Annotated in this window: 18 protein-coding genes and 1 pseudogene; 4 read left to right on the top strand and 15 right to left on the bottom strand. The window is 40.9% G+C overall.

Annotated features, from left to right (window positions below; translation table 11 throughout):
• From rpsD to KZX55_RS07650, 7 genes are all read right to left on the bottom strand, one after another.
• The gene (gene rpsD / locus KZX55_RS07680; RefSeq protein ID WP_000092756.1) at positions 1-612 is read right to left on the bottom strand and encodes a 30S ribosomal protein S4; all 612 of its coding nucleotides are present in this window, start codon (positions 610-612) and stop codon (positions 1-3) included.
• Positions 613-815: 203 nt separating this feature from the next.
• A complete protein-coding gene (locus tag KZX55_RS07675; protein ID WP_000769389.1) occupies positions 816-1850 on the bottom strand; it encodes a sensor histidine kinase in 1035 nt (344 codons plus the stop codon).
• Positions 1847-2545 carry a response regulator transcription factor gene (locus tag KZX55_RS07670; RefSeq protein ID WP_000751227.1) on the bottom strand — a complete coding sequence of 233 codons (699 nt, stop codon included), beginning with the start codon at positions 2543-2545 and terminating at the stop codon, positions 1847-1849. Before KZX55_RS07670 ends, KZX55_RS07675 begins: the two co-directional genes overlap by 4 nt.
• A gap of 80 nt (positions 2546-2625) precedes the next feature.
• The gene (locus KZX55_RS07665) at positions 2626-4713 is read right to left on the bottom strand and encodes an SSURE domain-containing protein (RefSeq protein ID WP_248026324.1); all 2088 of its coding nucleotides are present in this window, start codon (positions 4711-4713) and stop codon (positions 2626-2628) included.
• 156 nt (positions 4714-4869) lie between these two features.
• Positions 4870-5535 (bottom strand): potassium channel family protein, encoded by a 666-nt coding sequence (locus KZX55_RS07660; RefSeq protein ID WP_001283889.1) that lies wholly within the window; start codon positions 5533-5535, stop codon positions 4870-4872.
• Between the two features lie 13 nt (positions 5536-5548).
• Positions 5549-6928 carry a TrkH family potassium uptake protein gene (locus KZX55_RS07655; protein ID WP_248026318.1) on the bottom strand — a complete coding sequence of 460 codons (1380 nt, stop codon included), beginning with the start codon at positions 6926-6928 and terminating at the stop codon, positions 5549-5551.
• A gap of 33 nt (positions 6929-6961) precedes the next feature.
• A complete protein-coding gene (locus KZX55_RS07650) occupies positions 6962-7726 on the bottom strand; it encodes a nucleoside phosphorylase (RefSeq protein WP_248026308.1) in 765 nt (254 codons plus the stop codon).
• A 266-nt stretch (positions 7727-7992) separates the two neighbouring features.
• On the opposite strand from KZX55_RS07650, the pseudogene KZX55_RS07645 reads away from it, so the two are divergent.
• Positions 7993-8115 (top strand): annotated as a pseudogene (locus KZX55_RS07645) (MerR family transcriptional regulator); the annotation flags it as partial.
• Between the two features lie 330 nt (positions 8116-8445).
• Here KZX55_RS07645 and KZX55_RS07640 read toward each other — a convergent pair.
• From KZX55_RS07640 to KZX55_RS07605, 8 genes are all read right to left on the bottom strand, one after another.
• The gene (locus tag KZX55_RS07640; RefSeq protein WP_248026306.1) at positions 8446-11541 is read right to left on the bottom strand and encodes a type I restriction endonuclease subunit R; all 3096 of its coding nucleotides are present in this window, start codon (positions 11539-11541) and stop codon (positions 8446-8448) included.
• A gap of 2 nt (positions 11542-11543) precedes the next feature.
• Positions 11544-12728: an AAA family ATPase gene (locus tag KZX55_RS07635; RefSeq protein WP_248026303.1), complete on the bottom strand. Its 1185-nt coding sequence runs from the start codon at positions 12726-12728 to the stop codon at positions 11544-11546.
• A gap of 19 nt (positions 12729-12747) precedes the next feature.
• Complete coding sequence (locus KZX55_RS07630; RefSeq protein ID WP_248026300.1) at positions 12748-13314, bottom strand: restriction endonuclease subunit S; 567 nt, start codon at positions 13312-13314, stop codon at positions 12748-12750.
• 38 nt (positions 13315-13352) lie between these two features.
• Complete coding sequence (locus KZX55_RS07625) at positions 13353-14561, bottom strand: restriction endonuclease subunit S (RefSeq protein ID WP_248026298.1); 1209 nt, start codon at positions 14559-14561, stop codon at positions 13353-13355.
• Complete coding sequence (locus tag KZX55_RS07620) at positions 14561-15565, bottom strand: virulence RhuM family protein (protein ID WP_248026293.1); 1005 nt, start codon at positions 15563-15565, stop codon at positions 14561-14563. The genes KZX55_RS07625 and KZX55_RS07620 overlap by 1 nt, the downstream gene beginning before the upstream one ends.
• The gene (locus KZX55_RS07615) at positions 15555-17111 is read right to left on the bottom strand and encodes a type I restriction-modification system subunit M (protein ID WP_248026291.1); all 1557 of its coding nucleotides are present in this window, start codon (positions 17109-17111) and stop codon (positions 15555-15557) included. The genes KZX55_RS07620 and KZX55_RS07615 overlap by 11 nt, the downstream gene beginning before the upstream one ends.
• Positions 17112-17570: 459 nt before the next feature.
• The gene (locus tag KZX55_RS07610) at positions 17571-18806 is read right to left on the bottom strand and encodes a carbohydrate-binding domain-containing protein (RefSeq protein WP_248026281.1); all 1236 of its coding nucleotides are present in this window, start codon (positions 18804-18806) and stop codon (positions 17571-17573) included.
• Between the two features lie 272 nt (positions 18807-19078).
• Entirely contained in the window at positions 19079-19642 is a 564-nt protein-coding gene (locus tag KZX55_RS07605) for a sugar O-acetyltransferase (protein WP_248026278.1), read from the bottom strand.
• 176 nt (positions 19643-19818) lie between these two features.
• Here KZX55_RS07605 and KZX55_RS07600 point away from each other — a divergent pair, with 176 nt between their 5' ends.
• The 3 genes from KZX55_RS07600 to KZX55_RS07590 are packed head-to-tail and all read left to right on the top strand — an operon-like array spanning position 19819 to position 22089.
• Entirely contained in the window at positions 19819-20127 is a 309-nt protein-coding gene (locus tag KZX55_RS07600; protein ID WP_084938734.1) for a rhodanese-like domain-containing protein, read from the top strand.
• 20 nt (positions 20128-20147) lie between these two features.
• A complete protein-coding gene (locus tag KZX55_RS07595; protein ID WP_248026277.1) occupies positions 20148-21803 on the top strand; it encodes an FAD-dependent oxidoreductase in 1656 nt (551 codons plus the stop codon).
• Entirely contained in the window at positions 21793-22089 is a 297-nt protein-coding gene (locus KZX55_RS07590) for a rhodanese-like domain-containing protein (RefSeq protein ID WP_248026274.1), read from the top strand. The genes KZX55_RS07595 and KZX55_RS07590 overlap by 11 nt, the downstream gene beginning before the upstream one ends.
• The last annotated feature ends 24 nt before the right edge of the window (positions 22090-22113 follow it).

The raw sequence follows: 22113 nt of genomic DNA, 5'->3' as shown, positions 1-22113 counted from the left end.
TTACAACATTTTGTTGTAGAATTCAACGACAAGTGCTTCGTTGATTTCTGGGTTGATTTCGTCGCGTTCTGGCAAGCGAGTCAATGAACCTTCCAATTTTTCAGCGTCGAATGATACGAATGCTGGACGTCCAAGAGTAGCTTCTACTGCTTCAAGGATTGCTGGAACTTTCAATGATTTCTCACGAACTGAGATCACTTGACCTGGAGTTACACGGTATGATGGGATATCAACGCGTTTTCCGTCAACAAGGATGTGACCGTGGTTTACGAATTGACGAGCTTGACGACGAGTAGTCGCAAGACCAAGACGGTAAACTACGTTATCCAAACGACGTTCCAAAAGAAGCATGAAGTTGAAACCAAGGATTCCACCTTTGATTTTTGTAGCTTGTACGAACAAGTTACGGAATTGTTTTTCACCTACACCGTAAGTGAAACGAAGTTTTTGTTTTTCAGCCAATTGCAAACCGTATTCTGACAATTTAGAACGGTTGTTTGGTCCGTGTTGTCCTGGTACGTAGTTACGACGTGCCAATTCTTTACCTGTACCTGTAAGTGAAAGGCCAAGGCGACGAGCTTGTTTCCAAGATGGTCCTGTATAACGTGACATGTGAATGTCCTCCTGATATAAATAATATTTCGGTGGAAATAGTCACTTAGAAAGCCCTGATTCGTGCAGATGCCCTTCGCCTAAACAGCCAAGGTTACTTTGTCATAAGACACCTGTTGACGAGCTTCATACTTTCCTGCTGCTATTTCACACAAGGGCTATTGTACCATGAAAAGCTAGATTTGTAAAGGGATTTTACAGCTTTATTTCAAATTGAGGCTGAATGTAAACTTGCTTCCTAAGCCATATTGACTTTCTGCTGTGATTTCGCCACCAAGCTGATGGGCTAGTTCTCGTGCGATCGCAAGACCTAAGCCATGCCCACCCGTCTTCATATTGCGCGAAGTTTCTACACGATAAAGTCGTTTAAAGATCTTTTCCAAATCTTCAGGAAGGATCCCCTGACCCTCGTCTTTCACACTGATTGTCAGCTCTTGTTCTGTTAATTGGGCAAGAACCTCGATTCTGGTTCCTGGTTCTGAATATTTAAAGGCATTGTTTAACAAATTGACCAAAATGCGAGAAAGTTTGTCAGAATGGCTCTTGATTTTCGCCGACTCAGGTGACACTTGAATGTAAACATCCCGCTCCTCTTGTTCAATCTGGAGTTGAAATTCACTCATTGACTCAATCAGCAATTGATCTAAAAATACCTCTTCGACTTCTTCATCAGCAGTATCTTGAGGTTGTGTGTTAAGAGTCAAAACATCCAATTCCTCCACTAGCTTGTTTAGACGCTCAGTTTGCCGACCAATCGTGGCTAAGTAGTGGAGCCGCTCCTCTTCCTTGATCACTCCATCTAGAATTCCCTCCACAGTAACCTGAATGGAGGTAATGGGAGTTTTAATATCGTGAGAGAGCTGCGCAATCATCATTCTCTTTTCTTGCTCGCTCTCATCAAGTGATTGAAAGGTGGCTTGCAAATTGTGGGACATGTCATTAAAAGCCTGGCCCAGCTCTTGAAATTCTAATGGGCCTTTGGTTTCAATTTCTGTGCTGAAATCCTTGCTTGCTATATCCTGAGCTTGTTTTTTCAAATGTTTCAGAGAAGAGAACACAGGCGACAAAAGAAAGATGCTCACTGCAGCGCCAATGAAACTAGCAATCAAGGTCATTCCAACGAGAAAGTAAACTTCACTTTTCTCAATCAACATTCGTTGGACTGCCCAGAAAACGACCAAAATCGTTAGTAGAGTCGACACTAGATACCCCACTAAAATATAGTTTTTTAATTTCATTTTCTACCTCTTGGTTTTTCCATCTTATAGCCCAAACCCCAGACAGTTTTGATAGCAGGAGCATTTGAATTTGTATACTTGGTCAACTCTTGCCTCAAAGCATGGATATGAACATTGAGTGTATTGGTATCATCCACATAGTCCTCTTGCCATACCTTCTCGTAAAGTTCCGTCTTTGAAAAGACTCTCTCAGGATTGCTGGCTAATACCCATAGAAGTTCAAAGGATTTCACGGTCAATTCCAAAGGTTGATCCCCTATGCGAACCTCATGAGTCACATGGTTGATTACCAAGTCACCAAACTCGATCTGTTCTGTCTCTCTTCCACGGCTAAGGCGACGCAAGATATTATTTACTCTTAAAACCAATTCGCGTGGGCTAAAGGGTTTGACTATAAAATCATCTGCCCCCAAACTTAATCCATAAATCTTATCCTGTTCGCTTGTCTTAGCAGTTGTAAAGAGGAAGGGTTGATCCGGAGCGATATACTGAACTTCACTGATAAAATCATAACCGTCCATATTGGGCATCATGATATCTGTGATAATGAGGTCGATAGATTTTTTTCTGAAAAGCTCTAATCCCTCCTTGCCATCATGGGCGACCAAAACATCGTAACCTGCCTGTATAAGATAGCGGTTTTGAATATCTAGAATATCTATCTCATCATCAACCAGCAAAATTGTCTTTTTCATCTGCCACTCCTTTGATAAAAACAGTGTTATACTTGCTTTAGTATAACACTATTTTCCCTAATGTTTAAGTGATTTGAATCTTAATCTTCTCGTTTGGTTGTCAAACCCAAAAGTCCAACAAGACCTGCCAAGGCTAGACCAAAGATACCAAGGCCAGCTGTAGCCGTTTTAGCTTCCCCAGTATTTGGTAGCATCGCTTTATCATCTTTTTTCATCATATTAGCCATTGGGCTAGAAGCTGGTTGATCGACCTCCATATCTGACATATGGTGATTTGTATCCATCATACCCTCAGTCGTACCTGTAGAGCCTGCTTCAGAAGGCTTCGTATTCATCTGATCTGGTTGAGATGGCATTGTCGCCATTTCTTTTCCACGAAGCTGAATCGTTACTTGACGAGTAGCAATCAGATTGGTCAAATCAGGTTTGCCATCTTTAGAACCATAGACTTTAACAGTAGCTAGGTATGTATGTGTTCCGTTAGCTCGAAGTTGATCCAGCAAGGCCTGACCATCTTTGCCAACCGTATTGCCATTCAAATCCACTTCGTAGAAATATTGGCCTTTAGCCAAGCCTTCAAGTGGCAATAGGGCAGGATTTTTAGCTGTTCCGTTGTCTGACCATGGAGCTTTGTCTGAAGCTTTTAACAAGAGGCGAGTCAACATACCATCTCCACCAAAAGCTTCGTACGGAATAACTTGGTTGACACCGGCCAAGAAAGGTCCAGGAACCTTAGCCTTATCAAGGTAGCTAGCTGGAACATCAATCATGTCTTTGACATTGTTAACAACAGACTCTTTAACCTGATTTGGTGTGGTTAAGCCATTCAAATTAACAGTCAAATCTTTAGTCGCTACTAGATTAGTTAAGTCAGGTTTGCCATCTTTTGCACCGTACACTTTGATGGTTGCCTTATAACTTTGCGTACCATTTTGTTTCAAAAGGTCAAGAAGCTCTTTATCTGATTTACCTTGAGTCCCTGCTAAATCCACTTCGTAGAAATATTGGCCTTTAGCCAAGCCTTCAAGTGGCAATAGAGCGGAATTTTTAGCCGTTCCGTTGTCTGACCATGGGGCTTTGTCTGAAGCTTTTAACAAGAGGCGAGTCAACATACCATCTCCACCAAAAGCTTCATATGGAATAACTTGATTGACACCAGCTGTAAATGGACCTGGGAAATTAGCTCTATCCAAGTAAGAAGCTGGGACATCTACTGTATCTTTGGTGTTGTCAGCCACACCTTTTTGCACTTCAGCTGGAGTGGTCAAGCCATTCAAGTTGACATTTAGATCCTTAGTCGCTACCAGATTAGTTAAGTCAGGCTTGCCGTCTTTTGCACCGTACACTTTGATGGTTGCCTTATAGCTTTGTGTACCATTTTGTTTCAAGAGGTCAAGCAGCTCTTTATCTGATTTTCCTTGGGTGCCTGCTAAATCCACTTCGTAGAAGTAAAGGCCTTTGTCCAATTTCTCTACTGGTGGGAGAGCTGGATTTTTAGCTGTTCCGTTGTCGGACCATGGAGCCTTATCAGAGGCTTTCAAGATAAGGCGAGTTAACATGCCGTCGCCACCAAAGGCTTCGTATGGGATGACTTGGTTGACACCAGCTGTAAATGGACCTGGGAAGTTGGCTTTGTCAAGGTAGCTAGCTGGGACATCTACTGTGTCTTTGGTGTTATCAACCACACCTTTTTGCACTTCAGCTGGAGTTGTTGCTGGTTTCGCTTCACTGGCTTCACGATCTTGCCCAGAAACTGTAGACGCAGGACTTTCCACAGGTTTAGCTGCATCTTCTTTTTGTTTCTTAGAGTCAGGTTGTGCTTGCACTTCTTCTTTTGGTGCTACTACAGGCTCTTTAGCAGTTCCGTCCGCTTTTTCTGAAGAGCTTGTCGTATCCACACTTGCTTTAGGTGTTGGAACAGACTGTTCTGAAGGAAGAGCTACATCGACTGTTTTTTTGAGAACCTCTGCTGGTAAGTCGCTCTTTTCACTCACCGAAGCAGCGTCTGGTACGACTTGGGCAGGAGTCGGATTGACGACATCAGCACGTGCAGAACTTGGTTGACCAACTAGGACAAAGAAGCCACTGGCCACAACAACTGAGGCAACACCGACACTAAGACGGCGAATTGACCAACGAGTATATCTCTGATTTGGATTGAATTTCATAGGATTCTCCTTAGAGTTTTCTTTTTTTGATGACTCTAGTATAATCTCCTAAAATTAAAAAGGATTAAGAAAAAGTTAAAATTTTTCTTAAATCCCTCTTATAAAATACTTATATTGATTCATTAATCATTGGGGAAGAAAACAGCCCTTCCTCTCCTACTCACTAAGCTCTGTTAGAGTATCCAAATGTTGGTTATTAATCACCGCCATGATATAGGCGCCTGACCGTAAAAGGTCATCGGGACCGAATTGAACATCTAGAGGAGCATTTTCATAGTCACGAAATCCAAGTACATTGAGATTGTATCGCCCACGTAAATCTAGCTGGCTAAGGCTTTTCCCCGCCCAAGATTGGGGGATTCTCATCTCGACAATTGAAACATTCTTGTCCAACTGAAAGACATCTACGCTGTTATGAAAGAGAATTCTCTGCGCTAACGAACGTCCCATTTCAAATTCCGGTGAGATGACCGAGTCCGCACCAATTTTCTCCAGTACCTTTTTAGCCATATGACTTTTTACCTTGGCAATGACGGTCGGCACCCCTAGACTTTTACAGTGCATGACTGCAAGAACACTGGATTCTAGATTTTCCCCCGTTGCGACAACCACGGTATCGCAAGTGTCAATTCCAGCTGATAGAAGGAGTTCTTCATCCGTGATATCCCCAACTACTCCACGCGCCAGCACGGGTTCAAATTGATTAATGCGCTCCTCGTGGTCATCAATAGCAATGATATTCATATGATGCTTGGCAAGAGCAGCCAAAACACTGCTCCCAAAAATTCCCAAGCCTAAAATTCCAATCGTCCGATCTGACATCGTTCTTCCTTTCTTATCCAATGGTGATATCTGCTTTCATATAGTGAATCAAATCTTTCTTGTCTGGCTGGTATTCCGCTACACTGACCAATAGTGTCAAGGGACCAATACGGCCGATAAACATCAACAACATCACGATGCTGAGAGCTAACTTGCCTAACTCCGGCGTTAAATTTGCCGTCACTCCAACTGTCGCAAGGGCTGAAATGGTCTCAAACATGAGGTAGATAAAGCGCGGATTTCCCTCTGCTGTTATCCCTAACAGGATCAAGCCCAGCAAGAATGTTAGCAAGAAGATAATAAAGACACTAAAAGATTTTTGCACGGTTCGAGGTTCAATAGTTCTCCGAGCCACATTGGCATGAGGTAAGCCCAATAGTTCGCTACGAGCGAAGGCTAACAAGACAAAGAAGGTCGTAATCTTGAGTCCCCCTGCTGTCCCTCCAGGCGCCCCACCCAGAAACATCTGCAAGATGTAGATCAGCAAGGTGACCGGTCGAGCCTGGGTGTAATCAATAGAAGCAAAGCCTGCTGTCCTCATACTGACAGTCTGGAAAAAGCTAACCAGCAGTTTCTCTGGGACGCTGAGATTCCCAATCGTCCCTGAATTGTTCCACTCGATGAACAAAGTCGATACGGTTCCAAAGAGCAGAATTCCCGCCGTTAAAAAGAGAACCAGCTTAGTATGAAAGCGAAGACGGCGTTTTTTCTTTTTCCCAAACTGGGTCGCTAGGTCAAACCAGACCATAAATCCTAGACCACCCGTTATAATCAATCCTGCAATCACTAGATTGATCAAAGGGTCCGTCTGAAAGACTGCCAAACTCGTACTTCCAAAATTATCAAATCCAGCATTGCAGAAAGCTGAAATAGCCAAAAAGATAGAGGTTAAAATCCCTCGCCCCCATCCAAATTCAGGAATGAAGCGGAAACTCAGTAGAAAGGCACCGAGCCCTTCTACCAGAAAAGTCGTCAAAAAGATCGAGCGGATGAAGTCCTTTAAGGACTGGGTTTCCCCATAACTAAAACTTTCTTGAATAGTCTCACGGCTACGAAGACTGAGCTTTTGTTTCCCTTGGATATAAAAGATTCCAATAAAGGTCATAAGCCCCAAACCACCGATCTGGATTAAGAGCATACAGATCAATTGACCCCAGATATTATAAGTAGAGGCCACCGGCTGGGTAAAGAGCCCTGTCACACAGACCATGGACACTGTCGTAAAGAGATGGTCAAAGTAGGTTGCTTGTGACGTTGTTGCTTGAACCAAAGGGAGGCTTAAAAGGAGCGAGCCCAAGAAGATAACTAAGGCAAAACTTAAAAAGATGCGACGGGCTGGTGATAATCGAACCAGCGTCGTCTTGATTTTTTCCAAAAAAGATTTGAATAACATAGCTACATTGTACCATAAAAACAGTAAGAGCACTCACATGTGGTGCACAATAGCAAAACAGAGTTCGAGCGCCTTATCAAAAGCTTCCGAGCCCCAGTCACGACTGTCGTAGTTATCTAGATCCACCAAGGAATCTGCGGTAAAGAGCAGTTCTCCCCAGACAACCCCACGTAGTTGAGCTACTGCCGCAAGAGCAGAGCACTCCATCTCCACAACAGCACAGCCTTCTTCCTTACGATAGGCAACCTTTTCAGCTGTCTCTCGGTAAAAACCATCTGTCGTCCAGGTCATAACTTCCTCATAGGGAATGCCTCTTTGCTCAAAGACTTGCTCAATGGCAGAAACAGCCTCAATCTGCATCTCCATATAACGAGAAGGTGCTACATAATGGTAGCTAGTCCCCTCATCTCGCAGAGCCCGAACAGGGACGAGAAAGGCATTTTCCTCTATATCGGCTAGGACGCCACAGGTTCCAGTGGATATGATTTGCTCCACACCATAGCCAATCAACCAATCCATAAACTGGGCCGCTGGGGCAGACCCCACGGGCGCCTGGGCCAGACAAATCTTCTCACCCTTGTAGTTGATGACGTACACTGGATAAGTTTTAGTGGCAGAAACGAACTCACCAACACAGTCCGCCCCTACTTCCTGAGCATAACGGTCAATCTCCTCCTCCAAAAATGCATAGATACACTTCTTTGGCAAATTTAAGTCTAAACCCTCATGTGTTGGCATAAGGACCGCCTGGGGATTGTCATCAAACTCCAAAATGGGAATCGCATGTTTCTGAATCATAGCCCACCTCCTCTAATTTTGTACTATTGTATCAAAAGCTGACGAAGTGTCAAGGAGGAAGCTAATGCACTGAGAGTAAAAACAATACAATCGCAACTTTTTGACAGATACTCTTCTTAATGGTACCATGGACTTGCTTAAAAGTTCGATGAAATAAGCATATAAGAGAACACCACCTGTTGTGTACCGCACCCTAAAAGTTAGATTTTTTCTGTCTAACTTTTGGGGTGCAGTACATTAATGTGGGAGGTCTATTTTAGTTATAAGCTCTGCTACATTTTCACCAAGCTCTAATCCAAGCTGAATATACTCCTGTGGGTGATTATATCTGCGAGGTCATCCAGGAGCAACACCGCGATATGCTCATCCGGATGCAAGTTCAGATATAGGGATAAAAACGTCTAGACGTAATCAATCTAATTAATTTTCAAATAATAGTTCAGCAACCAACCTCAGAAATTTTCAGACAAGTCCTTTATCCTAACATATTCTAGAAAGCAACTATCATAAGGATTATCTGGATTAAGAAGCGTCCTTCTAATAAGTCCAACAAGATAGCCGCCATCTTCACCTTAAGTATATTTTGAGATTCTCAAAAATGATAGAAACAATTTCCTAAAAGTAGAAAATAGAATAATAAAAAAGTAGCCCTTAAGCACATTTGATAGCTACTTTTTATTGTTCAGGCAGAATTATTTCGTTACTCAATCAAATGATTCTTAAATTTCTCCACCAATTCCCTTGAATTTTTCAACAAAACGACTGATCTTTTGGAAAACAGTTTGTTTTTTTGTACGATATTGTGGATTTAGTGGGCTCATTTTCGGCAGAGCTTCATTCAAATCATTCCCATTTTCACTAGCATACTCACGCTTCAACGAAGCTTGTATGTAGCGCTTAGCACTTTGTTCATTTAATCCCTCAATCTGTATCAACTCATCCGCTTCCCTTTTCTGCTCACCTTGCGCAAAAATAAAGAACTGTTCAATGATATCTGATTTATCAGCAAAACTATCTAAATCAAAGTCATGGATGAAAGCGACTATCAAATCTTCCTTAGCTCGATTGCCAAGACTTGCTCGAATCGTCCGAGTAATTTCCGAAACAAGTTCATCCTTATCTGAAACCTTTTTATTAGTCTCAAAAATCAGCTCTAAGATATAGTCTAGATTGATTTCCTGGGATTTTAGTAATTCAACTTCAAAAACAATCGAATCCCAATCAACTTTAGATTCGTTATCTTCCCGATTACGGCGTTCATTCTCATACCATGACTTAATGTCATTATAGGTTGAACGGTAGTCTTGAATTTCCCTAGTACTTGGGATGTCTAACCTAGATAACTCCTCCAAAGTTTCATCGTCCACATGGAAACGTTCCTTGAAGGCCTCTACAGCCTTATCATCTAAGATATCAAGTTCTTGTAAAGCTCGTAGACTCATGAAATCATCGTAGTTTTGTAAGATATTATCTAAACGAAGAAATTGACCAAACAACGAGACAAATTCTTTCTTATCACGCTCTTTAATGATAGCTTGCGGGTCCGGAAATTTTTCTTGTAACTCTTGAACAACGTCCATATAACCCTTTTGCTCTTCACCGGCCTCCGTAAAGCCTGTCATATACTCTTGATAAGAACGTTCGAGCAAGACTTCTGCTGTCTCAGTCTTTCCAAATAGCTTAATAGCATCAGTTGTAGCCTTCTCTAAATCCCGGAAGGTTACAATATTCCCAAATGACTTGGTAGCATCATAAATTCGATTGGTGCGTGAAAAAGCTTGGATTAAACCGTGATATCTCAGATTCTTATCCACAAAAAGAGTGTTTAAAGTTGGTGCATCAAAGCCAGTCAGGAACATCCCAACTACAATTAAGAGATCCACTTCCCGATTTTTGACACGTTTAGCCAAATCACGATAGTAATTCTGAAAATCATTGCCATTAATAGTAAAATTAGTGCCAAACAACTGATTATAATCATCTATACAACTACTCAAAAATTCTTTACTACTAATATCCGCTAAATCTGCCGGTGAAAAGCTCTCATCATCAATTTCACCAATAGCCACCTGAGACTCATTCGCAGCATAGGAAAAGATAGTCGCAATCTTCAATGGTTTTTCAGAATCTTTTTGCTGATTTTGCAACTCTTGATAGTAGGCTTTTGCTGCATCAACACTTGAAACAGCAAACATAGCATTGAAACCTTTACCAGTTAATCGATGCGTTTTTTGATCAAAATGATCTAAGACATACCTGGATATTTCAGCGATTCGAGTCGGATGAAGCAGTGCTTTTTTATTTTCAGCTGCAGATAACTTGGTCAAATCCTGCTCGCTTTCAATTGACTTAAACTTCGGACGAACGTCGTTATAATCCACCATAAACTTCAAGACTTTTTGATCTCGAATCGCATCAGTTAGCACATAAGCATGTAACTCACGACCGAAAACAGATGCCGTTGTCTCGGAACCAAGCGCATTCTCTACCTTAATCGGTGTACCCGTAAAACCAAACTGGCAATATTTCTTAAATTTCTGTCTAAGACGCTTTTGCGCTTCACCAAACTGAGAACGATGACATTCATCAAAAATGAAAACCACTTGCTTTTGATAAATTTCATGATGGCTCTCACTGCTCATAAAATTGTTAAGCTTCTGAATGGTCGTCACGACAATTTTATTATCATCCTTCTCGATATTGCGTTTGAGACCTGCAGTGCTATTTGAACCGTTGACTGAGTCAGGTGAAAATCGCTGGTACTCCTTCATCGTCTGATAATCCAAGTCCTTGCGGTCCACCACAAAAAAAACCTTATCCACTTCTTCCATCTCAGTAGCAAGTCTAGCAGCTTTAAAACTTGTCAAGGTCTTCCCTGAACCGGTAGTATGCCAAATATAACCACCTGTATCAGGACCGCTTTTGATTTTTGAAGCAATAGCTGAACGTATCTTCCAGATTATTCTCTCAGTTGCCGCAATCTGATAAGGACGCATGATGAGAAGAGTGTCATTAGTATCAAAGACAGAATAATTTATCAAGACATTTAACAAGGTCTGTTGACTTAAGAAAGTTGCTGTGAAGTCCTTCAAGTCCTTAATAGGATTATTATTTTTCAAAGCCCAGTTCATGGTGAACTCATAAGAATTTTTATCTCGCTTGGTCGTATTAGCAAAATACCGAGTATCCGTTCCGTTTGAGATGATAAAAATCTGAAGGTACTTAAAGAGAGAATTCTCCTCATTGAAACTCTCTTTACTATATCTATGCACCTGATTAAAGGCCTCTCGAATCGCAACTCCTCGCTTTTTGAGCTCAATTTGTACCAGAGGCAATCCATTTACCAACAAGGTCACATCATATCGATTGCTACTGGTGCCAACTTGCTTCATTTGATTAATGACTTGCAGTTTGTTTCGACTAATATTTTTCTTATCCCATAGATAGATATTCTGGATATGCCCATCATCAAAGATAAAATCATAAATATAGTTGTCATGAAGTTTTCTGGTACGATCAATCAAACTGTCACTGGGTTTATTGAGGTACTCATCCAAGAAGCGCAGCCACTCAGCATCTGTAAAAACCACATTATTCAGAACTTCCATCTGGGTCTTGAGATTAGCCAAAAGCGCCTCTGGGGTCGTCAAATAAGTAAGATACTCGTATCCTTGCTGGCGCAAGTCAGCAATCAGCTCCTTCTCCAAGTCTGCCTCGGTCTGATACTGACTAGGCTGTTCTAGCTTGGTATACTTTTCTAAAATGATAAAATTATCTGACTCAACAATGGCTGTAGTCAATGTGCTTTCAGACATAATTACTCCTTATAATTGCAAGTGCTCTCTAAATGCTGTAACAGGTTTTTTAAAAGCGCAGTTTCTGGGAGGGTTACTAGTTCATCTTCCTCGGTTGATACTTTAGAATGACTAGAAATATTTAATATCCTTGACTCATAGTTGCTAAAACTTCCTTCATTATCAAGTGGCAATAAATCCTGCCATTTTTGATAACCCAGGAAAGTTGCTGTTTTCTCGTAAAGATTTCTTAAAAAATTAAAATGATATTTATAAACCAAATTGTCTTCTATAGCTTTATGTAATGATTTTCTTAAAAAATTATGATAAGCAAAAGGAGAGTCATCCGGTTGAGGTATCAGCTCATATGCCCCATCTTCTAATTTTTCAAATCTAAATCTACTACTATCAGGAACCTTTCGGGTGTCAATATAGGTTCCATACTTTCCAGTTTCTTCGTCAATAGCTCTCTTACTATATCTCTCATTCCTTTTAATATTTTTTAACTCATTATATAAGACGTTATAGAATAAAGGATTGTGAGTTGTTATTATAAATTTAAGTTCAGACTTACTCATTCTAATTAACTTACCTAAATTTGATGCAACTTCTATCAAGTGGTTTTCATCTAATGATGAAACCGGGTCATCAATAAATACATACTCTAAATCATCAAACTCTCTAGTACTACGTTCATCAGGTTCTGGTATATCAAGCTCACTAATAACTAGCTCTAGCAATGTATAAAAAATAGACCAAATAAAATTGCTCTCTTCACCTTTGGATAACTTAATTTGTTCGTTTAGTCTATCCTCACCATCACCACTTTGAATAGTGAAAAGAATATGACCATCTGACAAAAGAAATGAAGGTGTCATTTTATCATTTGCATAATGCTGAAAATGCGAAATAATATTCTGATCCTGTCCCTGCTCTTGAATAATCCAAGATATAAAAGAATTTGGTTGAATCTTCAGTTTAAAATCTTGATTGCTGTCAAGATCATTATCCCAATAGAATAAGTCCTCAGTAAAAGCATTATAATAAAGAATCTTATCTCTCGTAAGACCGCCTTCTTCAGCTTGAACCAACTTAGCAAATTCTTTAGAGAGCCTAGTCTTACCCGTCCCATTAAAGGCGTAGATCAGCTGAACTTTTTTGTCTGAATCTTTTAACTCTTGTGCAATATCACTTAGCGCTTTTGCCATATCCCTTTCCTATTCTTTTCTATAAATCAAAATTAAGCAATTGTTCCCGCCAGTATTCATACTGCTTCTGTCTCTGTTCTATCTCTTTAGGAAGGCCCTCCGAAAGAGAGTTGGTTAAGGTATCAAACTTATCCAAAATAGACACTATCTGTGACTGTATAGATAAAGGCGGTAAAACAATAACTAACTGTCTAACAATATCTGCATTTAGATTTTGAACTGTTCCATTAGATGCATTCTTCCTCATCATGTATTGCATAGTATCTGTTAATAGATAATGATACAGATAATCAGGTAAACATACATCCTCAAAACCATTCATTGATAGCCAACCATCATGAATACAACCGTCAATATTTAAAATGTAAGGCCGACCAAAACTCATAGAATTTGACATTATAAAATCACCTTTATATACCAAACGAGACTTCTCACTTCCAGCTTGAGTAATTCTCTCTTTTGTTTTTGAAATATATTTTGATTCTTTTTCAACATCACCAATCTTTATCCAAGGTACACCTTGCTCAGATTCAGTAATAAATTTTGAAATTGGTCTTGGAGAAGCACCACGAACAATCTTAGCCATTGCTCCAAACTCCACCCGAATTGGACCAAATACCCAATTTAAGAGCCTAATGATGTCTTGTCTGTACTGTCAGTGTACACGCCTTCGGCGGTGAATGTCAAGAGTTTTTCTCTAAAATATTCATACTGTTTTTGACGTAGTTCAATCTCCTTGGGAAGTCCGATGTTTAGGTCATTACAAACCATGTCGAAATTGTCTAGAACTTGAACAATACGAGATTGAATTTCAAGGGAAGGGACTGGGATTTTGTACCTCTTTACCAAAGCATCAGTAATTGCTGGATAACTTGCCCCACTCTGATTTTCCTCCAAGTATTTATAAAAATCACTTGATGAAAATATATGATATACGTAGTTAGGTAAAACCTGACCATTTGTTCTAAAAACATAAAATCCTGTACTACAAATCTGGTCATTGTAGTCATCTGTAATTTTAGTAAAACGTTTCAAAGTTGGCCTTGTCGTCCCTAAGATAATATCATCTGACTTGACAATCTTTTGAGCTCGACTTGGAGCAGTCAATTTAGTTATTGACATAGTCTCAATAATCTTATTAGAAACTCTATCTACTGATGATAAATCTATATATTTAAATTTTTCATCATCTCCAATTTTATTCCAAGAAATATTACTTGTTTTTTCAGAAACTGCAGCAAGCGTCTTCCACTCAACCTGATAAACCTCGTCTTCAAATGACAAGAGTTTATCTCTATAAAAAGAATATTGCTTTTTACGTGAGGTCAATTCTGAGGTCAATTCTGAGGTCAATTCTGTAACATAATCAGTGAATTTGTCAAGTATTTGCACGATTTTTTCTTGAATTTCTAGAGGAGGGATGGGGAGTAATAGTTTGGACAATTTGTCAGCTTTTAACGCGGGTATCCCCGCTCCATGTTGAAAATCCATAAGATATTTCTGATTCATTTTTACAAAATGATATACAAATCTATTATTCACTCGAGTCTCATCAGGAAGTATATAATAACAATGTGCATTAGCCCAAAATTTGGTATCGACAAAATTAACAAAACCTGCAGAAGCTCCACCTTGACTTACAATGATTGTATTAGCTTCCACGTTGTAATCATTAGTTCTTCCTGAATAAGTTTGTCCACCATTATACGCAGGATATAATCCATCTTCTGTCAATAAATTTTTATTTAGTTGCTTACCTTTCTTAACAGAACAAACTTCCCCCAACTCTTTCCACTCAACGGGACAGTTCTGGATTTCTTCTAGGATGTTCATCACTTACCTCCTTCCTTGGCTAGATTTTCAATGCTTTTGATTTCCTTGAGGTAATCTTTTTCAACTTGACTGAGGGTTTTGGCTTGGTAGCTCTTATATTCCTTATCTACCTTCTGCTTCATCTGTTCACGAGAGATAGAACCACTGTTAGCTAGCAAGTCTTCCCCAGTAGCCTGAAGGATACGATCCACATGCGTCACCCAGTCCACCATAGTCATGACTTCCTCTCGCTCTGCCTGTCTTTCAGCAAAGTCTAGATATCCTGATACAAGCTGGTTAAGCCCACGGAGTTCCTTTTCTGTCAGATAGTTCTTGGCAACTTTTGCTTCGGATAAAGTAGGAAGGTCGCCCTTAAAAGTGGTTAAGCCCATAAACTCCTTTTCACTATCAACACGGTTATAAATGAGTTCACTCGCAGTATTGTGGTGAATGGCATAATGCATCTTGTTTTGAACCGTCGCAAAGAATTTCTTTGCCTCCGGTGAGTTTGCATTGTAATCACTTGATGTCGCAAAAAGATCTAAAACCTGACGGTAAAAGACTTTTTCACTTGAGCGAATGTCTCGGATTCTTTCCAAGAGTTCTTTAAAGTAGGAGCCTCCACCCAAGTTTTTCAAGCGCTCATCATCCATAGCAAAGCCCTTAATCAGATACTCTTTTAAGACTGTCGAAGCATAGTGTCTGAACTGGATTCCACGAGGGGAGCGCACACGATAACCAATCGCTAAAATCATATCGAGATTATAGTAGGCGACTTTTTTTGACTGAGTTTTACCAGCTATTGCACCGTGACGAGTGGTTGTCAACTGATAGTTGACAACCACTGCTTCATCCAACTCACCATCTTCAAAAATCGTCTTGATATGTTTACTAATGTTTTGCTTGGAAGTTTGAAAGAGCTCAGCAAGTTCTTGTTGGGTCAGCCAGACCGTTCCATTATCCAAGTGGAGTTCAATAGCGGACTCTCCGTCATCAGTTCTATAGAGAATCACATCATTTGCCATGGCTCAATTCCTCTACAATCTTATCTATCTCTGCACGCAAGTGGTCAATCTTGGCAACAGTCTCAGCGATTTCTTTATTGAGTACATCAATATCAATCTTCTCACGTGTATCTTCTTTTTCTACATAAGTGGACACTGAAAGATTATAATCTGCTTCTGCTACTTTTTCTTGTGCCACCATACAAGAAAAGTAATCTTCATTTTCTTTCTTTTCAACACTGTCTAAGATTTTTTCGATATTCTCTTCTGTCAAGACATTATTATTAGTTTCTTTCTTAAACTGCTTACTTGCATCAACAAAGAGGATATCCGTCGTTGGCTTATTCTTTGCCAAAATAAGAATACAGGTCGCAATGGAGGTCCCAAAAAAGAGATTGTCTGGTAGCTGAATAACCGCTTCAACAAAGTTATTGTCTACTAGATATTGGCGGATCTTTTGCTCAGCACCTCCACGATAGAAAATACCTGGGAAAGTTACGATTGCAGCTCGCCCCTTATTTGACAAGTATGACAAGCTATGCAGAATAAAAGCAAAATCAGCCTTAGATTTAGGCGCCAATACACCCGCAGGTGCAAAGCGATCATCATTGATAAGCGTTGGATCATCGCTTCCTATCCATTTGATAGAGTATGGTGGATTTGACACAATAGCATCAAAAGGCTTATCGTTTACATGCTTAGGATCAAGTAAGGTATTGCCACGCTCAATGCTAAACTTATCATAATTGATATTGTGTAAAAACATATTCATCCGAGCTAGGTTATAGGTGGTCATATTAATTTCCTGACCATAAAATCCATCTTCAATTATGTGCTCATTAAACTGCTTTTTAGCTTGCAGAAGCAACGAACCCGAACCACAGGCAGGATCGTAAATTTTATTGATTTTATTTTTTTCATTCTTGCCCAGCATAACAATCCGCGCCAAGAGTCTCGATACACTTTGCGGTGTAAAAAATTCTCCACCAGATTTCCCAGCGTTAGAAGCATAATTAGAGATTAGATACTCATAAGCATCCCCAAAGAGATCAATATGGTTATCTTCAAAGTTTCCAAAATCAAGACTTGCGATTCCTTCAAGAATCAGAGCCAAGCGCTGATTCCTCTCCGGAACCGTACTACCTAACTTGTTACTTCTGGTATCTACATCATCAAAAAGACCCTTAATGTCATGTTCACTCGCATAACCAATCGCACTAGACTCAATATCATCAAAGATATCTTTTAAATCTGTATTTAAGTGCTCATTTTGACGAGCAGTTTTGACAACATTGGAAAACAACTGCGAAGGCATAATAAAATAACCTTTGGTTTTAATGGCATCATCTCGAACTTCAGGTGTAATTAAATCTTCAGAAATCTCTTCATAGTTAATTGATTCATCGCCACCTTCGATATAGGTTTTGAAATTTTCACTAATAAAGCGATAAAATAGAATTCCCAAAATATACTGCTTGAAGTCCCAACCATCTACTGCACCACGAACTTCATCAGCAATTTTCCATATCTTTCTATGTAGCTCTTGCCTTTGTACCTGTTCTGACATCATATTTCCTCATTAACTTTTTATTCTTTTTATTATATCATTTTTCTCATTATTTAATTCCGTTAGAGTAAATTTATCAAGAGTTTTTATCAAGCTAACCATCATCTTATTGATTACCAATCAAAAATCTACTTAGGCCTCGACAACAAAATTGAAACGACTAATCATTAGGTAAACTATCTTAAATAGATTTACAAGCATAAAAAAGAACATCCCGAAGGATGTTCCATGTAAATATAGCAACTCTCTCGAATTAACGTTTACTAAATTGTGATGCCTTACGAACTTTCTTAAGACCTGACTTTGGGTGATTTCTTCGCCTTCAACCAAGGACTAAATAAAATGGGCGACTGAACAATTTAGCCTTTGAAAGCTAGGATTATAAAACCACTCGTAACATATCAATCTATCACCCATATAAAAAGATAGCCATTCTAATTGAATGCTATCCTTTTTTGTTTATCCTTGTCCGCCAGGGGCTGGACCTCCACCTTGAGGGCCTCCATTTGGTCCACCGCCTCCAGGCATAGAGTTGACAATTTCCGTTTGTTTTTCGCCGTTGAGATAGATATCTCCACCTGTGTAGGTCGCAGTTCCATCAAAGTCAAAACCTGTTTGACCAGTCATTTTAATGGTTCCGCCTGTGACCGTTATATTGCCGTTTGAGTCGATTGGATCTGTGTCCCCTTGGCCGACTTCTACTGTCAGGTTTCCACCGTTCATAGTGAAGAAGATTTCACTCTGTTGGGCGTTTTTATTAGCTGCGTTGACTCCATCATCTGTCGAATAGATGCTAATGTCCCCACCGTTGATAGTGATTGACTTACCTTCAAGTCCCTCTGTCGAATTCTTGACGTTGTAGGTACCGCTATCAATCACTAGGTTACCAGAAGCGTGAATTCCATCATCTCCTGCTGTGACTGTTATGGTATTGTTAGCCAAATACATATTGCCGACAGTCATATCGTCATCATTGTCGACCTTGACCCCATCTTCCTTGGCATCGATGGTCATGGTCGTACCAGTGATGTTGAGTTCATCATTGACATTAAAGGCATCGCCAACTGCTGTGATGTTATAGGTTCCACCCGTGATGTGGAGGGTGTCGTTAGCCTTGATACCATTGTTTTTCTTGCCATCTACATTGAGAGTTCCTTTCCCGTTGATGGTCAAATCCACCTTAGAAAAGAGAGCTGCGTCAGCCTTTTCATCGCTGTTAGAGCTTGAGTCAGAGAGACTATTGGTGGTTCTCTCTGCTAGAGTTAAGTAGACGTGGCCGGCTGATGTCGCAGATATCGTTGCATTGGTATTGGTCATGGTCGCGCCTTTTAGGACTAGGTGAACATCTGCTGACTTATCTGCCTCGACCTTGATCTGCACTCCGTCAGACTGACCTGAAATCACATAGGTTCCAGATTTTGTGATGGTCACTGTTGATTCAGAGACTGTCACCCCATCTCCAGAGACGTTTGCAGATGAGCCAGATAGCTCAATCTTAGAAGCTGTACTTTCATCATAAGAAGTATCATAGTCCTTCTCTGTAAAATAGGAAGATTGATTTGTCTTTGTTGAAGTTGTTGTTGCACTATTTGTCGTTGCATTGGTATTGGAGGTAGTTGTTGACTGGGCACATGCTGCCAGCAGCACCATTGCCGTTAAACTCGTTGCGAGTAGGGTCCATTTTTTTGATTTCATACCTTTTTCCTCTCCTTCGTATGATATAGCTAGACAGTCTACAGAAGATTCCTGAAACAAAACTAAAACTTTTCTGAAAGTTTCCTTAAATTCAGTTTCGCTCAGTATTCTTTTAAAAGGGCTACTAGAAACAATTTGAGAGTACTAAAATGCATTTAATAGTTTTTAAAAGCAACATCCCTCAGTGCGATGTTTCCTTGACCAAGAAAGCAAAAAAGAAGAAAAATTTATAAGAATTAAACTCATAAAAAGAACAGCCTCGGCTGTTCTTTTTAGTTTTCTTTTACTGGGATTTCCTTAATCACGCGCGCAGGATTGCCACCCAAAACAACATTGTCTCTAAAGGACTTGGTAATCACAGCCCCTGCTCCCGCCACTACGTTATTTCCCAGTGTCACTCCAGGAAGGACAATGACGCCACCTCCAGCCCAGAAATTGTCACCGATGGTGATGGGCTTGCCGTATTCGATCCCTGAATTGCGTTCATGCGGATCTAGTGGATGAAGAGGTGTTAGAAACTGGCAGTTGGGGCCAATCATGGCATTGTTACCGATGCGAATCGGACAAACATCCAGCATGGTCAAGTTCCAATTAGAATAAAAATTTTCCCCTAGATGGATATTGATTCCATAATCAACCACCAGGCGTGGATTGACATAGAGATTTTCCCCAGTTGAACCAAACCAACTTTTGATAATCTCCGCCCCTTTCAAGGGATCTAACTCCTGGTTGAAGTCCGCCTGCTTCTGACGTGCTGTCTGAGCCAAGGCCCGCAACTCGGGATCAAACAGATGATAGGGTTCTCCCGCTATCATTTTCTGGTATTCACTGGTCATCTTATCACCTCGACGCCATCATATCAAAAAGGCTTTGAAAGGTCAAGAATAAGTTGGTCTAGGACTTCTTTCTAGACTCTCGAAACCATTCCCCATCCCAACTCAAAACAACTTGCTTGACAAAAGCTTGACTTCATGGTTTAATATACCCCATAAGGGTATATTTGGAGGTGCCTATGTTTCACTTATTATTTACAAAAATTGACAGTATTTCTACCAGCGAGTTAGAAGCTAAACTCAAGGAACCGATTCAACTACTGGATGTTCGGACGCCTACGGAATTTCACAGAGGTCATATCAAAAATGCCAAGAATGTTCCTTTAACTGAAATCGGTTCTTATACACCTGCGACAAAAGAAACACTTTATGTCATTTGTCATTCTGGTGTGCGAAGCAAACTAGCCGCTAAAAAGCTTAAGAAAAAAGGCTACGATGTCATCAATGTCCGAGGCGGTATGAGTGCTTGGACAGGCAAGGTCATCTAGAAGTATAAAGGAGAAAGTCAATGAAAATTATCATTGTCGGAGGAGTTGCAGGCGGTATGTCAGCAGCAACCCGTCTCAGACGTCTCATGGAAGACGCTGAAATCACTATTTTTGAGAAAGGTCCCTTTGTTTCCTTTGCAAACTGCGGACTTCCTTACTATGTTTCAGGAGAAATTGCAAACCGTGATAGTTTATTGGTCCAAACTCCTGAAAGTCTCAAGGCACGCTTTAATCTCGATGTGCGACCATTTCACGAGGTCATCCAGATTTCGCCAGCAGAACACACTGTGACAGTGCGACACGATGGACAGGAATTCACAGAAAGCTATGACAAGTTGATCCTCTCCCCAGGGGCTAAACCATTTGTTCCTACCATTGAAGGCTTGGCAGAAGCTAAGAACGCCTACACGCTCCGCAATGTTCCCGATCTCGATGAAATCATGGCAGCCTTGGACAATCATCCAAAAGAAGCTGTCGTTATCGGTGCAGGCTTTATCGGGCTTGAAATGGCTGAAAATCTGGCCAAACGTGGATTGCAAGTTACTATCGTTGAGAAAGCACCCCATGTCTTGCCACCATTAGATCAAGAAATGGCAGCCTTTGTCCAAGCAGAATTGCTGGCAAATGGTGTTCGCGTTATCACTTCTCAGTCTGCGACTCGATTTGAAGACCAAGGAAAAGTCATCGTTCTCGAAAACGGTCAAAAGATCACTTCTGACCTCACCATCCTTTCTGTCGGTGTTGAACCTGAAAATGGACTGGCTAAGGCAGCTGGGATTGAACTGGGACTACGTGGCGGTATCTTGGTCGACGAACACTACGAAACCAGTCAAAAAGATATCTTTGCAGTTGGGGATGCCATCGTCGTCAAGCAAGAGATTACAGGCCAAGATGCCCTCATCTCTCTCGCTTCTCCTGCCAATCGTCAAGGACGCCAAGTGGCGGACGTCATAGCAGGACTCGGTCGTACAAACAAGGGCAGCATCGGCACTGCTATCGCTCGTGCCTTTGATATGACAGTCGCTTCGACTGGTCTCAGCGAACGCATCCTTCGCATGAATCAACTCCCTTACAAGGCGCTTCATGTCAGCGGGAAAGACCACGCTGGTTATTATCCAGGCGCTACTGATATGACCTTGAAACTCCTCTTTGACCCAACCAGTGGCAAAATCTACGGTGCCCAAGGAGTTGGGAAGAAAGGTGTTGATAAGCGAATCGATATCCTTGCAACTGTTATCAAGGGAAATCTCACCGTCTTTGACTTACCAGAGTTAGAGTTCACCTATGCGCCACCATTTGGCTCCGCCAAGGATCCCGTCAATATGCTGGGCTACGCAGCCTTGAACCTAATCGAAGGTTTAAGCGACAATATTCAATGGTACCAACTCGAAGACGAACTAGCTAAGGGAAAGAAATTCCTTGATGTACGGACAAGTAGCGAACTTCAAAGTGGTCGACTTAAGGTAGACACTATACACATCCCCCTAAACGAACTACGGGAACGCTTGGACGAACTGGACAAGAACCAAGCCTACATCGTTAGCTGCCACAGCGGTTTGCGCAGCTATATCGCAGAGCGTATCCTCAAACAAGCAGGATTTACCGTCCAAAACCTTGACGGCGCTTATTCCCTATACAAAATGGCTAACCCAGAAGGAGTAGAATATGGTAACTAATATCAGCATGGCTGACTTTTATGAAAAATATCAACATGAAAATCTAGATCTTATTGATGTCCGTGAAGTACATGAATTCCAAGCAGGACATGTACCAGGTGCCAAAAATCTTCCGTTAAGTACCTTGGAGCAAGGCTACAAAGAACTCAAACCTGACCATGAATACCATGTCATCTGTCAAGGTGGCGTGCGTTCCGCCTCTGCCTGTCAATTTCTCAGCGCCCAAGGCCTCACCGTTACCAACGTAGAAGGTGGTATGAATGCTTGGCCAGGCGAAGTAGAATAAGCAAAAGAAGCTGAGCAAAAACTC

The sequence above is a fragment of the Streptococcus halitosis genome, assembly GCF_023147855.1.
Classification (GTDB): domain Bacteria; phylum Bacillota; class Bacilli; order Lactobacillales; family Streptococcaceae; genus Streptococcus; species Streptococcus halitosis_B.
Note: the sequence above shows the minus strand (reverse complement) of the source record. Positions and strands in the feature narration are given on the sequence as shown.

What these genes read in the sequence shown, in the direction of transcription:
- rpsD (WP_000092756.1), bottom strand. Translation starts at nt 612, where the DNA reads ATGTCACGTTATACAGGACCATCTTGGAAACAAGCTCGTCGCCTTGGC.
- KZX55_RS07675 (WP_000769389.1), bottom strand. Translation starts at nt 1,850, where the DNA reads ATGAAATTAAAAAACTATATTTTAGTGGGGTATCTAGTGTCGACTCTA.
- KZX55_RS07670 (WP_000751227.1), bottom strand. Translation starts at nt 2,545, where the DNA reads ATGAAAAAGACAATTTTGCTGGTTGATGATGAGATAGATATTCTAGAT.
- KZX55_RS07665 (WP_248026324.1), bottom strand. Translation starts at nt 4,713, where the DNA reads ATGAAATTCAATCCAAATCAGAGATATACTCGTTGGTCAATTCGCCGT.
- KZX55_RS07660 (WP_001283889.1), bottom strand. Translation starts at nt 5,535, where the DNA reads ATGTCAGATCGGACGATTGGAATTTTAGGCTTGGGAATTTTTGGGAGC.
- KZX55_RS07655 (WP_248026318.1), bottom strand. Translation starts at nt 6,928, where the DNA reads ATGTTATTCAAATCTTTTTTGGAAAAAATCAAGACGACGCTGGTTCGA.
- KZX55_RS07650 (WP_248026308.1), bottom strand. Translation starts at nt 7,726, where the DNA reads ATGATTCAGAAACATGCGATTCCCATTTTGGAGTTTGATGACAATCCC.
- KZX55_RS07640 (WP_248026306.1), bottom strand. Translation starts at nt 11,541, where the DNA reads ATGTCTGAAAGCACATTGACTACAGCCATTGTTGAGTCAGATAATTTT.
- KZX55_RS07635 (WP_248026303.1), bottom strand. Translation starts at nt 12,728, where the DNA reads ATGGCAAAAGCGCTAAGTGATATTGCACAAGAGTTAAAAGATTCAGAC.
- KZX55_RS07630 (WP_248026300.1), bottom strand. Translation starts at nt 13,314, where the DNA reads ATGGCTAAGATTGTTCGTGGTGCTTCTCCAAGACCAATTTCAAAATTT.
- KZX55_RS07625 (WP_248026298.1), bottom strand. Translation starts at nt 14,561, where the DNA reads ATGAACATCCTAGAAGAAATCCAGAACTGTCCCGTTGAGTGGAAAGAG.
- KZX55_RS07620 (WP_248026293.1), bottom strand. Translation starts at nt 15,565, where the DNA reads ATGGCAAATGATGTGATTCTCTATAGAACTGATGACGGAGAGTCCGCT.
- KZX55_RS07615 (WP_248026291.1), bottom strand. Translation starts at nt 17,111, where the DNA reads ATGTCAGAACAGGTACAAAGGCAAGAGCTACATAGAAAGATATGGAAA.
- KZX55_RS07610 (WP_248026281.1), bottom strand. Translation starts at nt 18,806, where the DNA reads ATGAAATCAAAAAAATGGACCCTACTCGCAACGAGTTTAACGGCAATG.
- KZX55_RS07605 (WP_248026278.1), bottom strand. Translation starts at nt 19,642, where the DNA reads ATGACCAGTGAATACCAGAAAATGATAGCGGGAGAACCCTATCATCTG.
- KZX55_RS07600 (WP_084938734.1), top strand. Translation starts at nt 19,819, where the DNA reads ATGTTTCACTTATTATTTACAAAAATTGACAGTATTTCTACCAGCGAG.
- KZX55_RS07595 (WP_248026277.1), top strand. Translation starts at nt 20,148, where the DNA reads ATGAAAATTATCATTGTCGGAGGAGTTGCAGGCGGTATGTCAGCAGCA.
- KZX55_RS07590 (WP_248026274.1), top strand. Translation starts at nt 21,793, where the DNA reads ATGGTAACTAATATCAGCATGGCTGACTTTTATGAAAAATATCAACAT.